This window comes from Rhodovulum sp. YNF3179 (assembly GCF_050586465.1).
Classification (GTDB): domain Bacteria; phylum Pseudomonadota; class Alphaproteobacteria; order Rhodobacterales; family Rhodobacteraceae; genus CAJXYS01.
This window is the reverse complement of sequence record NZ_JBOCEG010000004.1, coordinates 255959-271786: the sequence shown is the minus strand read 5'-3', so window position 1 is coordinate 271786 and position 15828 is coordinate 255959. Positions and strand designations below refer to the sequence as shown.

The window sequence follows — 15828 nt, the reverse complement described above, 5'->3', positions numbered from 1 at the left end:
GGACACTCAGGGAGCCGCAGGGGTCAGCCGGCCGAGCACGGTCACCCCCGCCCCGTCCGGCCCGCCCTGCCCGGCCCGGACCAGCACGATCTCGCCGGACCGCGGAGCGATGCCGGTCAGCGCGCGGATATTCACCTGGTGCGTCACCATGATCGAGCGCCCCGTCGCGGGCAGCGCGCGGATGCGGTCAAGCGTTGCACGGGTCCGCGGCCCGGCCCGCTCGCGCTGCCCGAAGAAGGAGTTGAGCGCCGGCATCTCGACGACCGCGCCGACATCCAGCAACGCTGCCGTTTCGCGGCAGCGGCACCACTGGCTGCTCAGAACGCGGTCGATCTCCAGGTCCCGCGCGCGGATCGCTGCGCCGATCGCGCGCGCCTGCGCCCGCCCGTCCGCGTCGAGGTTGCGCTGCGTCGCGCAGTCGTCGAGCCGGAACGCCTCCGGGTCGCCGATGCCCGGCGCCAGGGCATGGCGCATCAGCGCGACCACGCCCTCGCCTGCAAAGGCAGTCCAGGCGCTGTCCCCCGCCCGGGCGTCCGCCGGGCCGAGGAAAAGCAGTGCGGTCAGGAGTGCAGCCCAGCGTCTCATGGCGCAACAAGTAGCGGCGCGCATCCGCGCGCCAAGCCTTTTCTCTCGCCCGGGCCTGCGGCCCGAGGCTCGGGGCCTCCGGCGGGGATATTTCTGCCACTTGGATGCGATCACCCCCGTCCAAGTGGTCCAAGTATCCCCGCCGGAGGCATGAATCCCGGGGCCGAAGGCCCCGCATTCGCGTTTGCATCATCTCGCGGCGCATGCTCAACTCCGCGAAAAAGGAGAGGCCGCATGTCCAGGGATCCGCTTCTTCAGCCTTATCGGCTCAGGCATCTGACCTTCCGCAACCGGCTCATGTCCACGGCTCACGAGCCCGCCTATTCCGAGGACGGTCTGCCGGGTGACCGGTACCGGCTCTATCATACGGAAAAGGCCAAGGGCGGTATCGGACTCAACATGACCGCCGGTTCGGCCGTGGTGTCGCCGGACAGCCCCGAGGCTTTCGGGAACCTGCATGCCTACAAGGACGAGATCGTCGCGCCGCTGCGCCGCCTGGCCGAGGAGAGCCACGCGCACGGCGCCGCGGTGATGATCCAGCTGACCCATCTCGGGCGGCGCACGAATTGGAACAAGGGCGACTGGCTGCCGGTGCTCTCGGCTTCGCCGGTACGTGAACCCGCGCACCGGGCTTTTCCGAAAGAGGCCGAGGAGTGGGACATCGACCGGATCGTCGCGGATTACGCGGCCGCCGCCGAACGGATGCAGGCGGCCGGTCTCGACGGGATCGAGTTCGAGGCCTATGGCCACTTGATGGACAGTTTCTGGTCGCCGGCGACCAACCATCGCACGGATGCCTATAACGGCGATCTCGACGCGCGTCTGCGCTTTGCGCGGCGGGTGATCGACGCGGTGCGGGACGCGGTCGGCCCGGAGTTCATCGTCGGCATCCGCATGGTCGCGGACGAGGACTGGGAGAAGGGCCTTTCGCGCGCGGAAGGCGTCGAGATCGCCCGGCGGCTGATCGGGACCGGGAAGATCGATTTCCTCAACCTCATCCGCGGCCATATCGAGACCGACGCGGCCCTCTCGCGGGTCATCCCGGTGCAGGGCATGGCAAGCGCGCCGCATCTCGACTTCGCGGGCGAGGTGCGGGCGGCCACGGCCTTCCCGGTGTTCCATGCCGCGCGGATTCCCGACACGGCGACCGCCCGGCACGCGATCGCGGAGGGCAAGCTCGACATGGTCGGCATGACCCGGGCACATATCGCGGACCCGCATATCGGCCACAAGCTTTCTCAGGGCCAGGAGGATCGTATCCGGCCCTGCGTCGGCGCCACCTATTGTCTTGACCGGATCTACGAGGGGGGCAGCGCGCTCTGCATCCACAACGCCGCGACGGGGCGCGAGGCGCGGATGCCGCATGTGATCCGCCCGACCGAGGGGGCGAAGCGGCGCGCCGTGGTGGTGGGAGCCGGCCCTGCCGGGCTCGAGGCGGCACGGGCCGCGGCCGAACGCGGGCACAGCGTCACCGTGCTCGAGGCCGCGGACCGCGCCGGCGGCCAGGTCGCGCTGCTGGCACAGAACCCGCGGCGGCGCGAGATGATCGGGATCATCGACTGGCGGTGCGCGGAACTCGACCGCCTGGGCGTCGAGATCCGCTTCAACACCTTTGCCGAAGCCGAGGACGTGCTGGCGCTGTCGCCGGAGATCGTCGTCGTGGCGACCGGCGGGCTGCCGCAATGCCCCCCGCTCGCGGCCGGGGAGGATCTGACCGTGTCCAGCTGGGACATCCTGGCAGGCACGGTGAAGCCCGCCGGCCGGGTTCTGGTCTATGACGACAATGGCGGGCACCAGGGCATGAGCGCGGCGGAGGCGATCGCGCGGAGCGGCGCCCGGCTGGAACTGATGACGCCAGAGCGGTTCTTCGCCCCGGATGTGGGGGGGCTGAACCATGTGCCCTACATGAAGGCGCTTCACGAGGCGGGGGCCACGATCACCATCAATACACGCCTCGAGTCGGTCGAACGCCGCGGCAACGCGCTCTGTGCGCGGCTCCGCTCGGATTTCGCGCCCGGCTGGCAGGACGAACGCATGGTGGACCAGGTCGTCGTCGAGCACGGCACGGCCCCGCTGGACGAGCTGTATTTCGCGCTGAAACCCGGGGCGCGGAACGCCGGCGCGGTGGACTACGACGCCCTGATCGCGGGCGCACAGCCCTTTCCCGAGACGAACAGCGAAGGGCGCTATCTTCTTTACCGCATCGGGGACGCCGTGGCGGCGCGCAACATTCATGCCGGGATCTACGACGCGCTGCGCTACGGACTGACCTGGTAGGCCCGTTCAGCCGATATATCCGCCCAGCCGCCGGATCCGCGCCTCGAAGCCCTGGATGCGATCGGTCGCTGCGTCGGAGCGCGCCGCCATCTCGGCAAGGATCAGTTCCGCGACCAGGATCGCGGACATCTGCGAGGGCATGATCTGCGGTCCGGACATCGGCAGCGGCACGACAAGCTCGGCACCCTCGGCGATCGGCGCGGCGTAGCTGTCGGTCAGCGCGATGATCCGGGCGCCGCAGTCCCGCGCGATCTCGCAGGCGCGGACGACCTCGGCCGAGTAGTAGGAAAACGTGATCGCGACCAGAACGTCCTCGGGGCCGGTTTCGCTGATCGTGTCCATGATCGCGCCCGGAACGGTGACGGGCGGCGCGAAATTCGGGAATGCCATGCGCCCGAGATAGGCGAAGTAATGCGCCGCGCCGTAGCAGCTGCGCACACCGACGCAGTGGACGCTGCGCGCGGTGCCGAGGATCGCCGCGGCCTCGCAGGCCAGGCGGTTCATCTCGGGGCTGAACAGCGCCTCGACATTGGACAGCGCGGCCGCCCGCACCGAGTCGAACACGTCCTCGTCGTCACGGTTACGCAGCGCCGCCGCCCGCGCGGAATAGGCCAGCGTCGTGCCGCGCAGCGCCTCCTGGAAGGCGGCGCGACAGGCCTCGTAGCCGTCGAAGCCAAGCCCGTGGGCGAGGCGGACGACCGTGTTCGAGTTGACCTGGGCTTCGGATGCAAGCCCGCGAACGGACTGGAAGGCCAGCTCGTGTGGTCTGTCCAGAAGCCACCCGGCGAGCGTCGCCAGTTGCGGCGCGCCCTCCTGGGAAAGGGTTCGCAGCCTGTCGGTGAGGGTCTTCAGCGTGCCCGTCTGACCGTCCGCCATGTTCGCTCCCTTCGTTTTGCCCGAGATCGATAGACACGGATGATAGCTTACCTTGACATGTTGAACACATTCGTTTCACCTTTTCGCCGCTCGCCGCGTGCGCGGCTGACAGTGTGCATATCAAGGGAGACGTAAGATGAAGAAGCTAATCCTTGGCGCGGCCGCCGCGCTTGCCACGGGGCTTGCCGCCCCGGTTGCCACGGCGCAGGACCAGCAGTTTATTTCGATCGGAACCGGGGGCGTCACCGGCGTTTACTATCCGACCGGCGGCGCGATCTGCCGCCTGGTGAACCGCGACCGCAAGGAGCATGGCATCCGCTGCGCCGTCGAGTCGACCGGTGGCTCGGTCTACAACATCAACACCATCAAGGCCGGCGAGCTGGAATTCGGCGTCGCCCAGTCGGACTGGCAGTACCACGCCTATAACGGCACCTCGCGGTTCGCGGACAACCCGTTCCCGGAAATCCGCGCCGTCATGTCGGTGCATCCCGAACCCTTCACACTGCTGGTGCGCGGCGATAGCGGCATCGAGAGCTTCGAAGGCATCAAGGGCAAGCGCGTGAACGTCGGCAACCCCGGCTCCGGCCAGCGCGCCACGATGGAAGTCGTGATGGAGGCGTTCGGCATCGGCATGGACGACCTGGCGCTCGCGACCGAGTACAAGGGCTCGGAGATGGCCAAGCAACTCTGCGACGGCAACATCGACGCGATGATCTACACGGTCGGCCACCCGGCCGCGGCGATCCAGGAAGCCACCACGACCTGCGACGTGCAGCTCGTCGACGTGGCCGGTGCGCCCATCGATCAGCTCGTGGCGGACAACCCGTTCTACCGCGTCGCCACCATCCCGGGCGGCATGTATGCCGGCAACGACCAGGAGACGACCACCTTCGGCGTGGGCGCGACCTTCGTGACCTCGGCATCGATCCCGGAAGACACGGTCTATGTCGTCGCCAAGGCCGTGATGGAAAACATCGACGACTTCAAGCAGCTGCACCCGGCCTTCGCCAATCTCGACCCGTCGCAGATGGTCAAGGACGGCCTGTCCGCGCCGCTGCACCCGGGCGCCGAGAAGGCGTACAAGGAACTGGGTCTGCTGGACTGACCAGCCCCCGAAACGCCCGGCCCCTTGCCGGGCGTTTCACCCCGGACGATCTCATTTTTTTCTAGGGAAAAGCCATGAGCGACCAGCCCGAGCTTGATCGGTCCGCCGACGATATGGTGGCCGAAACCGACACCGGCGCGCGCGATCCTTCGGCCGCCTGGCAGGCCAGGCTGATCATCGGGACCTGTATCGCGTGGTCCGTGTTCCAGCTCTATATCGCCTCGCGGCTGCCCGGCGTCGTGGCGCAGGCCACCGGCATGGGGATTTTCGCCAATATTGTTGCCCAGGCCCGGTTCGTGCACCTGGCCTTTGCAATCATGTTGGCCACGCTGGCCTTCCCGCTCTTCAAGTCCTCCCCGCGCGACAGGGTCCCGTTCTATGACTGGATCCTGATGGCCCTCGGCGTCGCGGCCTGTCTCTATCTCGTGGTCTTCCGCTTCGAGATCGCGGATCGGCCGGGGCTCTGGAACACGACCGACATCACGATGTCCGCCATAGGGATGACGGTCCTCATGATATCGGTCTACCGGTCGCTCGGCCTGCCGCTGGTCGTCGTCGCGAGCTGCTTCATCCTGTTCGCCTTCTTCGGCGGCTATTCCGAGTGGGCGCGCAACATTACGAACTATGGCGGCGCGTCCCTCTCGAAGGCGCTCGGGCACTACTGGATGCAGACCGAGGGGGTCTTCGGGGTGGCCCTCGGCGTGTCCACCACGATGATCTTTCTCTTCGTCCTGTTCGGCGCGCTGCTGGACAGGGCCGGTGGCGGCAACTGGTTCATCAAGGTCGCCATCGCGCTGCTCGGCGCGCTGCGCGGCGGGCCGGCCAAGGCGGCCGTCCTGAGCTCGATGATGACCGGCATGATCTCGGGAAGCTCGATCGCCAACACCGTCACGACCGGCACCTTCACCATCCCGCTGATGAAACGGATCGGGTTCCCGGCGGAAAAGGCCGGCGCGGTCGAGGTGGCCAGTTCCACGAACGGGCAGCTCACGCCGCCCGTCATGGGGGCCGCGGCCTTCCTCATGGTCGAATACGTCAACATTCCCTATATCGACGTGGTGAAACACGCCTTCCTGCCGGCGGTGATTTCCTACATCGCGCTTCTCTATATCGTGCATCTCGAAAGCCTGAAGATCGGGCTCAAGGGTCTCGAGAAGCCCGGACGCCGCATCGGCGTCCTGATGATCATGATCCTGTTCCTCTCGGGCTTCATCTTCCTGGGGATCTGCACCTTCCTGATGATCGGGCTGCGCGCCGTGCTCGATCCCTTCATGGGGGAAAGCGTCTATGCCGCCGTCGCGCTGCTGGCGGTTCTCTATATCGCGCTCGTGGGCGTTGCCGCCCGCTACCCGGACATCGCCATGGACAAGGACGACGACGGTCCGCCGACGGCGCCCCGCCTCACGCCCACGCTGATCGGCGGGGCCTATTTCGCGATCCCTATCTTCGTTCTCATCTGGAACCTGATGGTGCGCACGGACAGCCTCGACCGGCTGTCGCCGGCGCTCTCGGCGCTGTGGGCCACCGTCTTCATGATCGTCATCGCGCTCACCCACCGTCCGCTGAAGGCGATGTTCCGCAGCCAGGGCTTCGGGACCGAACTCGCCCGGGGCTGGCGCGATTTCGTCGACGGCCTGATCCTCGGCGCGCGCAACATGATCGGCATCGGCGTCGCCACCGGCGCCGCGGGCATCATCGTCGGCACGATCAGCCTGACAGGCGCGCACCAGGTGATCGGCCAGGTGATCGAGGTCATCTCCGGGGGCAACCTGATTATCCTGCTGGTGCTCGTGGCGGTGCTGTCGCTGATCCTCGGGATGGGCCTGCCGACGACGGCCAACTACATCGTCGTCTCGTCGCTCATGGCCCCCGTGATCGTGAGCGTGGGCGCACAATCGGGCCTGATCGTGCCGCTGATCGCCGTGCACATGTTCGTCTTCTACTTCGGCATTCTGGCGGACGACACGCCGCCGGTGGGCCTGGCCGCCTATGCCGCGGCCGCGATCAGCCGCGGCGATCCGATCCGGACCGGCGTGCAGGGCTTCGCCTATGACATCCGCACGGCGCTGCTGCCGTTCCTCTTCATCTTCAACACGGATCTGCTGTTGATCGACGTGGGCTTTGCGAAGGCCATCCTGGTCTTCTTCGTGTCGCTGATCGCGATGCTGCTCTTTGCGGCTGCGACGCAGGGATACTTCATCGCGAAGTCCCGGAAGTGGGAATCGGTCGCGCTGCTCTTCATCGCGTTCATGCTGTTCCGGCCGGATTTCTTCCTCGACCAGGTCAGCGAACGTTACGCCACCGCCACCGGTCCGGCCGGCCTGACCCTGATGGACGAGACCGCCGACGGCAAGGACATCCGCCTCGTGGTCGAGGGACCGGATTTCGACACGGGGGAAATGAAACCGACCACCATCACGGTCCCGGCGATCGCGGACGACGCGCTGGCCGCGCTCGAGGCGCAGGGACTCCTGGTGCGCGAGGAAAGCGGCGCGCTGCTGCTGGACGAGCCCTTCCCGGGGACGCCGCATTTCGAGAGCCTCGGGATCGGCTACGACTTCTACGGCGACCAGCCGGTGACCATCACGACCGTCGAGGTGGAAAACGAGCGCTGGCCGAAGGAACTCTTCTTCATCCCGGCGCTCATCCTGCTGGCGGGGATCGTGTTGATCCAGCGCCCGCGCGCCACCCAAGCCGCCTTCTGAAGGAGCCCCGCGATGTTTTCCGCCATTCTTCTGCCCATCGACCTCGAGGACGACGGCGGCGCCGCGCGCGCGGCCGAGGCCGCGCTGCGCCTTGCCCGGCAAGAGGACGCCAAGCTCCACGTGCTCAGCGTGCTGCCGGATTTCGGCATGTCGATCGTCGGCTCCTATTTCAAGAAAGGCTTCGAGCGCGAGGCCACCGCCGAGGCGGAGACCAAGCTCAACGCCTGGATCGCCGATCACGGGCTCGATGCGGCCGGGGCGACCCCGCATGTGGCCCATGGCAAGATCTATGACGAGATCATCCACGCCGCCGACGCCTTCGGCTGCGACGCCATCGTGATGGGCGCCCACCGGCCGGAGTTGCAGGACTACCTTCTCGGGCCGAACGCGGCGCGTGTGGTCCGGCACGCCAGGCAATCGGTTTTCGTCGTCCGCGACGTCTGAGCGGCCTCCGCAGGCACGGCGCGCACCCGCGACGGCGGAACCTGCCCCCCCTCGATCCCGCTGCCGGCGGTCACCGGACCCCGCTGTCATGCCCGCGGCACGGCCCCTGTCATGCCGGGCAACGGATGCCACGGGATCGCGCCACGGTGTCCCGGCCGAGTTGCGTTACACGATAGGTGGATTTTTTCCGTTTAGGTAACATTAATTCTTGCCAGATGCCCCCGGCGCTGCTATTACCGACCATGCGGTCGGCTAATTTCGCCGCCACGATTCGGGAGGACAGCACGCCCATGAGCGCATTCATCTGCGACGCCATCCGCACGCCCATCGGCCGTTACGGCGGCGCACTCTCCGCCGTGCGGGCCGACGACCTGGCCGCCGCGCCCATTGCCGCCCTGAAAGACCGCAACCCCGGCGTGGACTGGGCCGCGGTCGAGGACGTGATCTACGGCTGCGCCAACCAGGCCGGCGAGGACAACCGCAACGTGGCGCGTATGGCCGCGCTCCTGGCGGACCTGCCGGTGGAGGTGCCGGGCACGACGATCAACCGGCTCTGCGGCTCGGGCATGGATGCGGTCGGCATGGCCGCGCGGGGAATTCGCGCCGGCGACTACGACATGGTCATCGCCGGCGGCGTCGAAAGCATGAGCCGCGCCCCCTTCGTGATGCCCAAGGCAGAGGCCGCCTTCTCGCGCGCGAACGCGGTCTACGACACCACCATCGGCTGGCGTTTCGTGAACCCGCGCATGAAATCCGCCCACGGCGTCGACTCGATGCCGGAGACCGCGGACAACGTCGCGGCCGACTACGATGTCAGCCGCGCCGACCAGGATGCCTTCGCCGCGCGCAGCCAGGATCGCTGGGCGGCCGCGCAGGAGGCCGGCGTTTTCCGGCAAGAGATCGTCCCCGTCACCGTGCCCCAGCGCAAGGGCGACCCGGTGATCGTCGATACCGACGAGCACCCGCGTCCCGGCACCACGGCCGAGAAGCTGGCCAAGCTGCGGGGCGTCAACGGCCCGGACCTGACCGTGACCGCCGGCAACGCCTCGGGCGTGAACGACGGCGCCGCGGCGCTGCTTCTGGCCAGCGAGGCCACGGCAGAAGCCCAGAGCCTGGAACCGATGGTCCGCGTCGTCGCCATGGCGGCGGCCGGCGTGCCGCCCCGCATCATGGGCGTCGGCCCGGTGCCCGCCACCCGCAAGGTGCTGGCCAAGGCGGGGCTCACGCTGGACCAGATGGATGTGATAGAATTGAACGAAGCCTTCGCGGCACAGGGCCTCGCCGTCCTGCGCGAGCTTGGCCTTCCCGACGACGCGCCCCATGTCAATGCCAATGGCGGCGCCATCGCGATGGGCCATCCGCTCGGCATGAGCGGCGCCCGCCTGGTGCTGACGGCGGCCTATCAGCTTCGGCGCACCGGCGGGCGCTATGCGCTCGCGACCATGTGCGTCGGCGTGGGACAAGGGATCGCAATCATTCTTGAACGGGTCTGAGGACCGGGAGGAAACGCAGATGTACGCACAGATGGTGAAATCGACCGGCAAGGGCATCAAGAGCCGCGAGGAAATGACCGACGAAGAGCGGCAGTTCCAGGACCGCGTCGATGCCGACGAAAAGATCGAGCCGAAGGACTGGATGCCCGAGGGCTACCGCAAGACGCTGATCCGCCAGATCGGCCAGCACGCCCATTCCGAGATCGTCGGCCAGCTGCCCGAGGGCAACTGGATCACCCGCGCGCCGACGCTGGAGCGCAAGGCGATCCTTCTGGCCAAGGTGCAGGACGAGGCCGGCCACGGGCTCTACCTCTACTGCGCCGCGGAAACGCTCGGCGTCAGCCGCGACGAGCTGATGGAAAAGCTTCATTCCGGCGACATGAAGTATTCCTCGATCTTCAACTACCCGACGCTGAACTGGGCCGATATCGGCGCGGTCGGCTGGCTGGTCGACGGCGCGGCGATCATGAACCAGGTGCCGCTGCAGCGGACATCTTACGGCCCGTACAGCCGCGCGATGATCCGCATCTGCAAGGAAGAGAGCTTCCACCAGCGCCAGGGCTACGACATCATGATGAAGATGGCCTTCGGCACCGAGGATCAGAAGAAGATGGCGCAGGATGCGCTGAACCGCTTCTGGTATCCCTCGCTGATGATGTTCGGCCCGTCGGACAAGGACTCGGTGCACTCGGCCCAGTCCATGGCCTGGAAGATCAAGATCAACACCAATGACGAGCTGCGGCAGAAGTTCGTCGACCAGACCGTGCCCCAGGCCGAGTATCTCGGCCTGACCGTCCCGGACGAGAACCTCAAGTGGAACGAGGAAACCGGCCATTACGACTTCACCGAGCCGGACTGGTCGGAGTTCTTCGAGGTCATCAAGGGCAACGGCCCCTGCAACAAGGAACGTCTCGGCGCCCGGGTGAAAGCCTGGGAAGACGGCGCCTGGGTCCGCGACGGGCTCATGGCCCATGCCGAGAAGAAAGCCGCCAAAGTCGCGGCCGAGTGAGGAGAGAGATCCATGTCCACCGAATGGCCCCTCTGGGAGGTCTTCATCCGCGGCCAACACGGCATGTCCCACCGCCATGTGGGCAGCCTGCACGCGCCGGATGCAGAAATGGCGATCAAGAACGCCCGTGACGTCTACACCCGCCGCAACGAGGGCGTGTCGATCTGGGTGGTGAAGGCCGCCGACATCGCCGCCTCCTCGCCGAGCGACAAGGGCCCGCTCTACGAGCCGTCCCAGTCCAAGGTGTATCGCCACCCGACCTTCTTCGACATTCCCGACGACGTTGGAGCGATGTGATGACCCGTGACGAGGCTTTCTTCGAGTTCCTCCTGCGCATGGGGGACAACACGCTTATCCTCGGCCATCGCGTCAGCGAATGGTGCGGCCACTCGCCAGTGCTGGAAGAGGACATCGCGCTGGCCAACACCGCGCTCGACCTGATCGGCCAGACGCAGATGTGGCTGGGCCTCGCGGGCGAGATCGAGGGCAAGGGCCGCTCGGCCGACGACCTGGCCTATCTGCGCGACGCCTGGGATTTCCGCAACGTGCTGCTGGTCGAACGCCCGAACGGCGATTTCGGCCAGACCATCATGCGCCAGTTCCTCTTCGACGCCTGGCACAGCCTGATGCTGGGCCGGCTGATGCAATCCTCCGACACACGCGTGGCCGAGATCGCCGCCAAGGCGTCGAAGGAAGCCGCCTATCACCTGGAACGCTCGGCCGATCTGGTGGTCCGTCTCGGCGACGGCACCGCCGAGAGCCATGCCCGGATGCAGGCGGCGCTGGACGATCACTGGCCCTATACGGGCGAGCTGTTCCTCTCGGATGCCGCCGACAAGGCCGTGGCCGAGGCCGGCCTCGCGCCGGACCCGGCATCGCTCAAGGAGGAATGGGACGAGATGGTCACCCGCGTGCTGACCGAGGCGACGCTCGCCATCCCCGAGGGCGCCTATGTCCACAAGGGCGGCAAGGCCGGCACCCACACAGAGCACCTGGGCTATATCCTGGCCCAGATGCAGTGGCTGCAACGCGCCTATCCCGGAGCGACGTGGTGAGCACCGCCGCGCTGCCCTCGACCGACGAGGTCTGGACCTGGCTCGACCAGGTTCCCGACCCCGAGATCCCGGTGATCTCGGTCGTCGACCTCGGCATCGTGCGCGGGGTGGAATGGCAGGACGACACGCTGGTCGTCCATGTCACCCCCACCTATTCCGGCTGCCCGGCGACGACGCTGATCAATATCGAGATCGAGAAGGCGCTGCGCGACCGTGGCATCGAAAAGCTCCGGATCGAGCGGCGCATCTCGCCGGCCTGGACGACCGACTGGCTGTCCGAGCGCGGCCGCCAGAAGCTGGAGGACTACGGCATCGCGCCGCCCCAGGCCGCCGGCGGCCCCGATCACTGCCCGCGTTGCGGCAGCAAGAACGTCGAGAAGGTCAGCCAGTTCGGCTCCACGCCCTGCAAGGCGCAGTGGCGCTGCAAGGACTGTCTCGAACCCTTCGACTATTTCAAGTGTATCTGAGGAGAGGCGCATGGCACGCTTCCACCCCCTGACCGTCACCGATGTGCAGAAGACGATCCGCGATGCCGTCGTGGTGACCCTTAGGCCCGAGGATCCGGCGGCCTTCGATTTCATCCCGGGCCAGTACCTGACCTTCCGTCGCGATTTCGACGGCGAGGAGTTGCGCCGCAGCTATTCGATCTGCGCCGGCAAGGACGAGGGCGTGCTGCAGGTCGGTATCAAGCGGGTCGAGGGGGGCGCCTTTTCCACCTGGGCCAACGAAGAGCTGAAGCCCGGCGACACGCTGGAAGCGATGCCGCCCATGGGCAACTTCCACACGCCGATCGCGCCCGGGGCCGACAAGCATTACCTCGGCTTCGCGGGCGGATCGGGCATCACGCCGGTGCTGTCGATCCTCAAGACGGTGCTGCACCGCGAACCGGAGTCGCGCTTCACGCTGGTCTACGCCAACCGCGCGGTGAACACGATCATGTTCCGCGAGGAACTGGAGGATCTGAAGAACACCTATCTCGGGCGGCTGAACGTCATCCATGTTCTCGAATCCGGCGGCGAGGAGATCGACCTCTTCACCGGCCGCGTGGACGAGGAGAAATGCGCCCAGCTCTTCCGGCTCTGGATCGACGTGAAATCCGCCGACACGGCGTTCATCTGTGGCCCCGAACCGATGATGCTGGCGATTTCGCAGGCGCTGCGCGACCACGGCATGGGCGACGATCGCATCAAGTTCGAGCTTTTCGCCAGCGCCCAGCCCGGCCGCGCCCGGCGCAAGGCCGTGTCTGCCGACGCGGCCCGCCAGGGCAACACCACCGAGGCGACCGTGCGTCTCGACGGGGCGGCACACAGCTTCACCATGCCCAAGGACGGCCAGACCATCCTGGATGCTGCTCTCGGGCAACAGATGGACGCGCCCTTCGCCTGCAAGGCCGGGGTGTGCTCGACCTGCCGCGCCAAGGTGGTCGAGGGCGAGGTCGAGATGATCGCCAATCATGCGCTCGAGGATTACGAGGTCGCACGCGGCTACGTGCTGACCTGCCAGTGCTTCCCGCTGACCGACACGGTCGTCGTGGACTACGACCAGTAAGGAGAGATCGATGGCCGAGGACATGACGATCGAGAGCTATCTCGCGCAGGGCGGGGTGCTGTCCAACCCGGAAAACGTGCCCCCGCGCTACCGCGCGGAACTGATGAAGCTGATGACCACCTTCGTGGACAGCGAACTGGCCGGCTCGGCCGGCTTCGCGGATATCATCAACGAGGCGCCCGGCATCAAGGAACGGATCGCCGCCTGCCGGATCGTGATGGAAAAGACCGATCACGCGGAACGCGTGATGAAGGTCATGGCCGATTTCGGCGCCGATATCGAGAAATACGCCACCCACCAGCCCTGGACCGCGCGGCTGGACCGTGACGCGGTGCTGGGACCGACGCGCACCGGCGGCGACATGCGTCTCTCGGTCTTTCACTACCCGCTCGCGGGCTGGACCGACGCGGTGGTGATGAACGTCCTGATGGGCCGCGCCGTGAGGATCCAGCTGGACGAGTTCGCCCGGGTCTCCTACCAGCCGCTGGCCGAAGCCTTCCGCGCGATCCTGCCCGTCGAGACGCGCCACGCCGAGCTTGGCGAGGAAGGCCTGCGCAAGCTAATCGCGGACCCGGCCGCGCGCGACGCGGCCGCGGCGTCGGTCGCCTATTGGTGGCCGCGCGTGGCCGAAAGCTTCGGCGCCGCCGAATCCGCGCGCTTCGAGCAGCAGAAGGGCTACGGGCTGCGGCACCGGTCCAACGCGGACTTGCTGGCAAGCTGGGAAAAGGACGCCGGCGCGCTTCTGTCGGAACTGGGCCTCAAGGCCGGCTGACGCCCCGCCTGCCTGCCGTCCCGCACGGCCCGGTCGGCCGGCGGCGGTTCAGAGTCCCTTCACCCCGTGCAGCACGAGCTTGGTGACGAGATCCGCGTAATCGCGCCGGGCCTCTTCGCTGTCGTCGTGGTTCCACATGTAAAACCAGTTGAGCATCCCGAAGACCGACATGGTGGCGGCGCGCAGCTTGCGGCTGTCATCGGCGAAGACGCCGGGCGCCACGGCACGCACGATCTCGGCCACCTGGCCCACGAGGTCACGCTGGTAGTCGCGCAGGACGCGCTGCTGTTCCGAAGGCAGGGCCGCCATGCCCCCGATCTGCACCCGGTGCTCGTCATCCGCGCCGCGATAGGCCATCAGGATCTCGAGCACGACCGCCCGCAGATGCGTCTCCGGGGTCATTCCCGCGCCGTCCACCGCGGCGATGCGGTCGCGCAGCTCTTTCAGGTAGGTATCGAGGATGTCGTAGAGCAGCGCTTCCTTGCTGTCATAGTAGTGGTAGATGTTCGCCTTCGAGATTCCGCATTCCCTGGCGAGCAGGCTCATCGACGCGCGGTCGTAGCCCTGCTCGGCGAAGACCCGGGCGGCCGCGGCCAGGATCTGGCCGCGCTTCTCGTCATGATCCTTGGCGATCGTCCGGGCCACTGGTCACTCCTTCGGGCGCTTGTCGACGACGCGCTGCGCCTTGCCTTCCGACCGGGTCACGCCGCCGGGTTCGGCCACGATGATCTCGGCACTGACGCCGACCGTGTCCTTGATCTTCTTGCCCAGCGCCCTGGCCGCGGCCGCGCGGCCCTCCTCGCTCGCCGCCGCCGGCAGGCATTCGCAATGCACCCGCATCGCGTCCATCCGCCCGTGGCGGAAAAGCTCGATCTGGAAATGCGGCGCCAGCCCGGTGGTGGCGAGCAGCAGCTCTTCCACCTGGGTCGGGAAGACGTTGACGCCCCGCAGGATGATCATGTCGTCCGACCGGCCGGTGATCTTCTCCATCCGGCGCATCGACCGCGCCGTGCCCGGCAGCAGCCGCGTCAGGTCGCGGGTCCGGTAGCGGATCATCGGCAGGCCTTCCTTCGTGAGCGTTGTGAAGACCAGCTCGCCAAGCTCGCCGTCCTCGACCGGCTCGCCCGTCTCGGGGTCGATGATCTCGGGGTAGAAGTGATCTTCCCAGATATGCAGCCCGTCCTTGGTCTCGACGCATTCATTGGCCACGCCCGGCCCCATGATCTCGGACAGGCCGTAGATGTCGACCGCGTGCATGTCGAAGGCGTCCTCCACCTCCTTGCGCATCGCGTTGGTCCAGGGCTCGGCCCCGAAGATGCCGACATCGAGCGAGGTCAGCCGCGGATCCATGTCCTCGCGGCGGAACTCGTCGAGAATGTTCAGCATGTAGGACGGCGTCACCATGATGGTCGAGGGCTCGAAATCCTGGATCAGCATGACCTGGCGCGGCGTCATGCCCCCCGAGACCGGCACAACCGTGCAGCCCAGGCGCTCGGCCCCGTAATGGGCGCCGAGCCCGCCGGTGAAAAGCCCGTAGCCATAGGCCACGTGCACCACGTCACCCGGCCGCGTTCCGCTGGCGCGCATCGACCGCGCGACAAGATCGGCCCAGGTGTCGATATCGTTCCTGGTGTAGCCGACGACGGTCGGTTTGCCGGTGGTGCCGGACGAGCCATGCACCCGCACGATCTGGTCGCGCGGCACCGCAAAGAGGCCGAAGGGATAGTGATCGCGCAGGTCCTGCTTGACGGTGAAGGGAAACTTCGAGAGATCCTTCAGGGTCTTCAGGTCGCTTGGATGCACGCCGACCTCGTCGAAGCGCTGCCGATACATCGGCACGTTCTCATAGGCGTGGTGCAGCGACCATTTCAGCCGCTCGAGCTGCAGCGACTGGATCTCGTCGCGCGACGCGATTTCGATTCGATCGAGGTCTTCCTTCCTCGGCGTCAGGTCCTTCAT

At 67.1% G+C, this 15828-nt stretch carries 15 protein-coding genes; 11 read left to right on the top strand and 4 right to left on the bottom strand.

Going from position 1 to position 15828, the window contains the following annotated elements; translation table 11 throughout:
- Positions 1-6: 6 nt before the first annotated feature.
- Positions 7-585, bottom strand: a complete 579-nt coding sequence (locus ACQ5SP_RS09020; protein WP_430938028.1) for a histidine phosphatase family protein — start codon at positions 583-585, stop codon at positions 7-9.
- A gap of 234 nt (positions 586-819) precedes the next feature.
- On the opposite strand from ACQ5SP_RS09020, the gene ACQ5SP_RS09015 reads away from it, so the two are divergent.
- The gene (locus ACQ5SP_RS09015) at positions 820-2862 is read left to right on the top strand and encodes an FAD-dependent oxidoreductase (RefSeq protein WP_430938027.1); all 2043 of its coding nucleotides are present in this window, start codon (positions 820-822) and stop codon (positions 2860-2862) included.
- Between the two features lie 6 nt (positions 2863-2868).
- Here the strand turns inward: ACQ5SP_RS09015 and ACQ5SP_RS09010 are convergent, their stop codons facing one another.
- Positions 2869-3738, bottom strand: a complete 870-nt coding sequence (locus ACQ5SP_RS09010; protein WP_430938026.1) for a MurR/RpiR family transcriptional regulator — start codon at positions 3736-3738, stop codon at positions 2869-2871.
- A gap of 136 nt (positions 3739-3874) precedes the next feature.
- On the opposite strand from ACQ5SP_RS09010, the gene ACQ5SP_RS09005 reads away from it, so the two are divergent.
- The 10 genes from ACQ5SP_RS09005 to ACQ5SP_RS08960 all read left to right on the top strand — a co-directional run bounded on the left by ACQ5SP_RS09005 (position 3875) and on the right by ACQ5SP_RS08960 (position 13869).
- Entirely contained in the window at positions 3875-4843 is a 969-nt protein-coding gene (locus tag ACQ5SP_RS09005) for a TAXI family TRAP transporter solute-binding subunit (RefSeq protein ID WP_430938025.1), read from the top strand.
- Between the two features lie 74 nt (positions 4844-4917).
- Entirely contained in the window at positions 4918-7548 is a 2631-nt protein-coding gene (locus ACQ5SP_RS09000) for a TRAP transporter permease (protein ID WP_430938024.1), read from the top strand.
- Positions 7549-7560: 12 nt separating this feature from the next.
- The gene (locus ACQ5SP_RS08995; RefSeq protein ID WP_430938023.1) at positions 7561-7992 is read left to right on the top strand and encodes a universal stress protein; all 432 of its coding nucleotides are present in this window, start codon (positions 7561-7563) and stop codon (positions 7990-7992) included.
- Between the two features lie 290 nt (positions 7993-8282).
- Entirely contained in the window at positions 8283-9485 is a 1203-nt protein-coding gene (gene pcaF, locus ACQ5SP_RS08990) for a 3-oxoadipyl-CoA thiolase (protein ID WP_430938022.1), read from the top strand.
- Between the two features lie 19 nt (positions 9486-9504).
- A complete protein-coding gene (gene paaA, locus ACQ5SP_RS08985) occupies positions 9505-10494 on the top strand; it encodes a 1,2-phenylacetyl-CoA epoxidase subunit PaaA (protein ID WP_430938021.1) in 990 nt (329 codons plus the stop codon).
- A 12-nt stretch (positions 10495-10506) separates the two neighbouring features.
- The gene (gene paaB, locus ACQ5SP_RS08980) at positions 10507-10791 is read left to right on the top strand and encodes a 1,2-phenylacetyl-CoA epoxidase subunit PaaB (RefSeq protein ID WP_430938020.1); all 285 of its coding nucleotides are present in this window, start codon (positions 10507-10509) and stop codon (positions 10789-10791) included.
- Positions 10791-11549 carry a 1,2-phenylacetyl-CoA epoxidase subunit PaaC gene (gene paaC / locus ACQ5SP_RS08975; protein ID WP_430938019.1) on the top strand — a complete coding sequence of 253 codons (759 nt, stop codon included), beginning with the start codon at positions 10791-10793 and terminating at the stop codon, positions 11547-11549. Before paaB ends, paaC begins: the two co-directional genes overlap by 1 nt.
- The gene (gene paaD, locus ACQ5SP_RS08970; protein WP_430938018.1) at positions 11543-12016 is read left to right on the top strand and encodes a 1,2-phenylacetyl-CoA epoxidase subunit PaaD; all 474 of its coding nucleotides are present in this window, start codon (positions 11543-11545) and stop codon (positions 12014-12016) included. Before paaC ends, paaD begins: the two co-directional genes overlap by 7 nt.
- A 10-nt stretch (positions 12017-12026) precedes the next feature.
- Positions 12027-13097 (top strand): 1,2-phenylacetyl-CoA epoxidase subunit PaaE, encoded by a 1071-nt coding sequence (gene paaE, locus ACQ5SP_RS08965; protein ID WP_430938017.1) that lies wholly within the window; start codon positions 12027-12029, stop codon positions 13095-13097.
- A 10-nt stretch (positions 13098-13107) separates the two neighbouring features.
- Positions 13108-13869 (top strand): Phenylacetic acid catabolic protein, encoded by a 762-nt coding sequence (locus tag ACQ5SP_RS08960; protein WP_430938016.1) that lies wholly within the window; start codon positions 13108-13110, stop codon positions 13867-13869.
- Between the two features lie 48 nt (positions 13870-13917).
- Here the strand turns inward: ACQ5SP_RS08960 and ACQ5SP_RS08955 are convergent, their stop codons facing one another.
- Positions 13918-14514 (bottom strand): TetR/AcrR family transcriptional regulator, encoded by a 597-nt coding sequence (locus tag ACQ5SP_RS08955; RefSeq protein WP_430938015.1) that lies wholly within the window; start codon positions 14512-14514, stop codon positions 13918-13920.
- A gap of 3 nt (positions 14515-14517) precedes the next feature.
- Positions 14518-15828 carry a phenylacetate--CoA ligase PaaK gene (gene paaK / locus ACQ5SP_RS08950; protein WP_430938014.1) on the bottom strand — a complete coding sequence of 437 codons (1311 nt, stop codon included), beginning with the start codon at positions 15826-15828 and terminating at the stop codon, positions 14518-14520.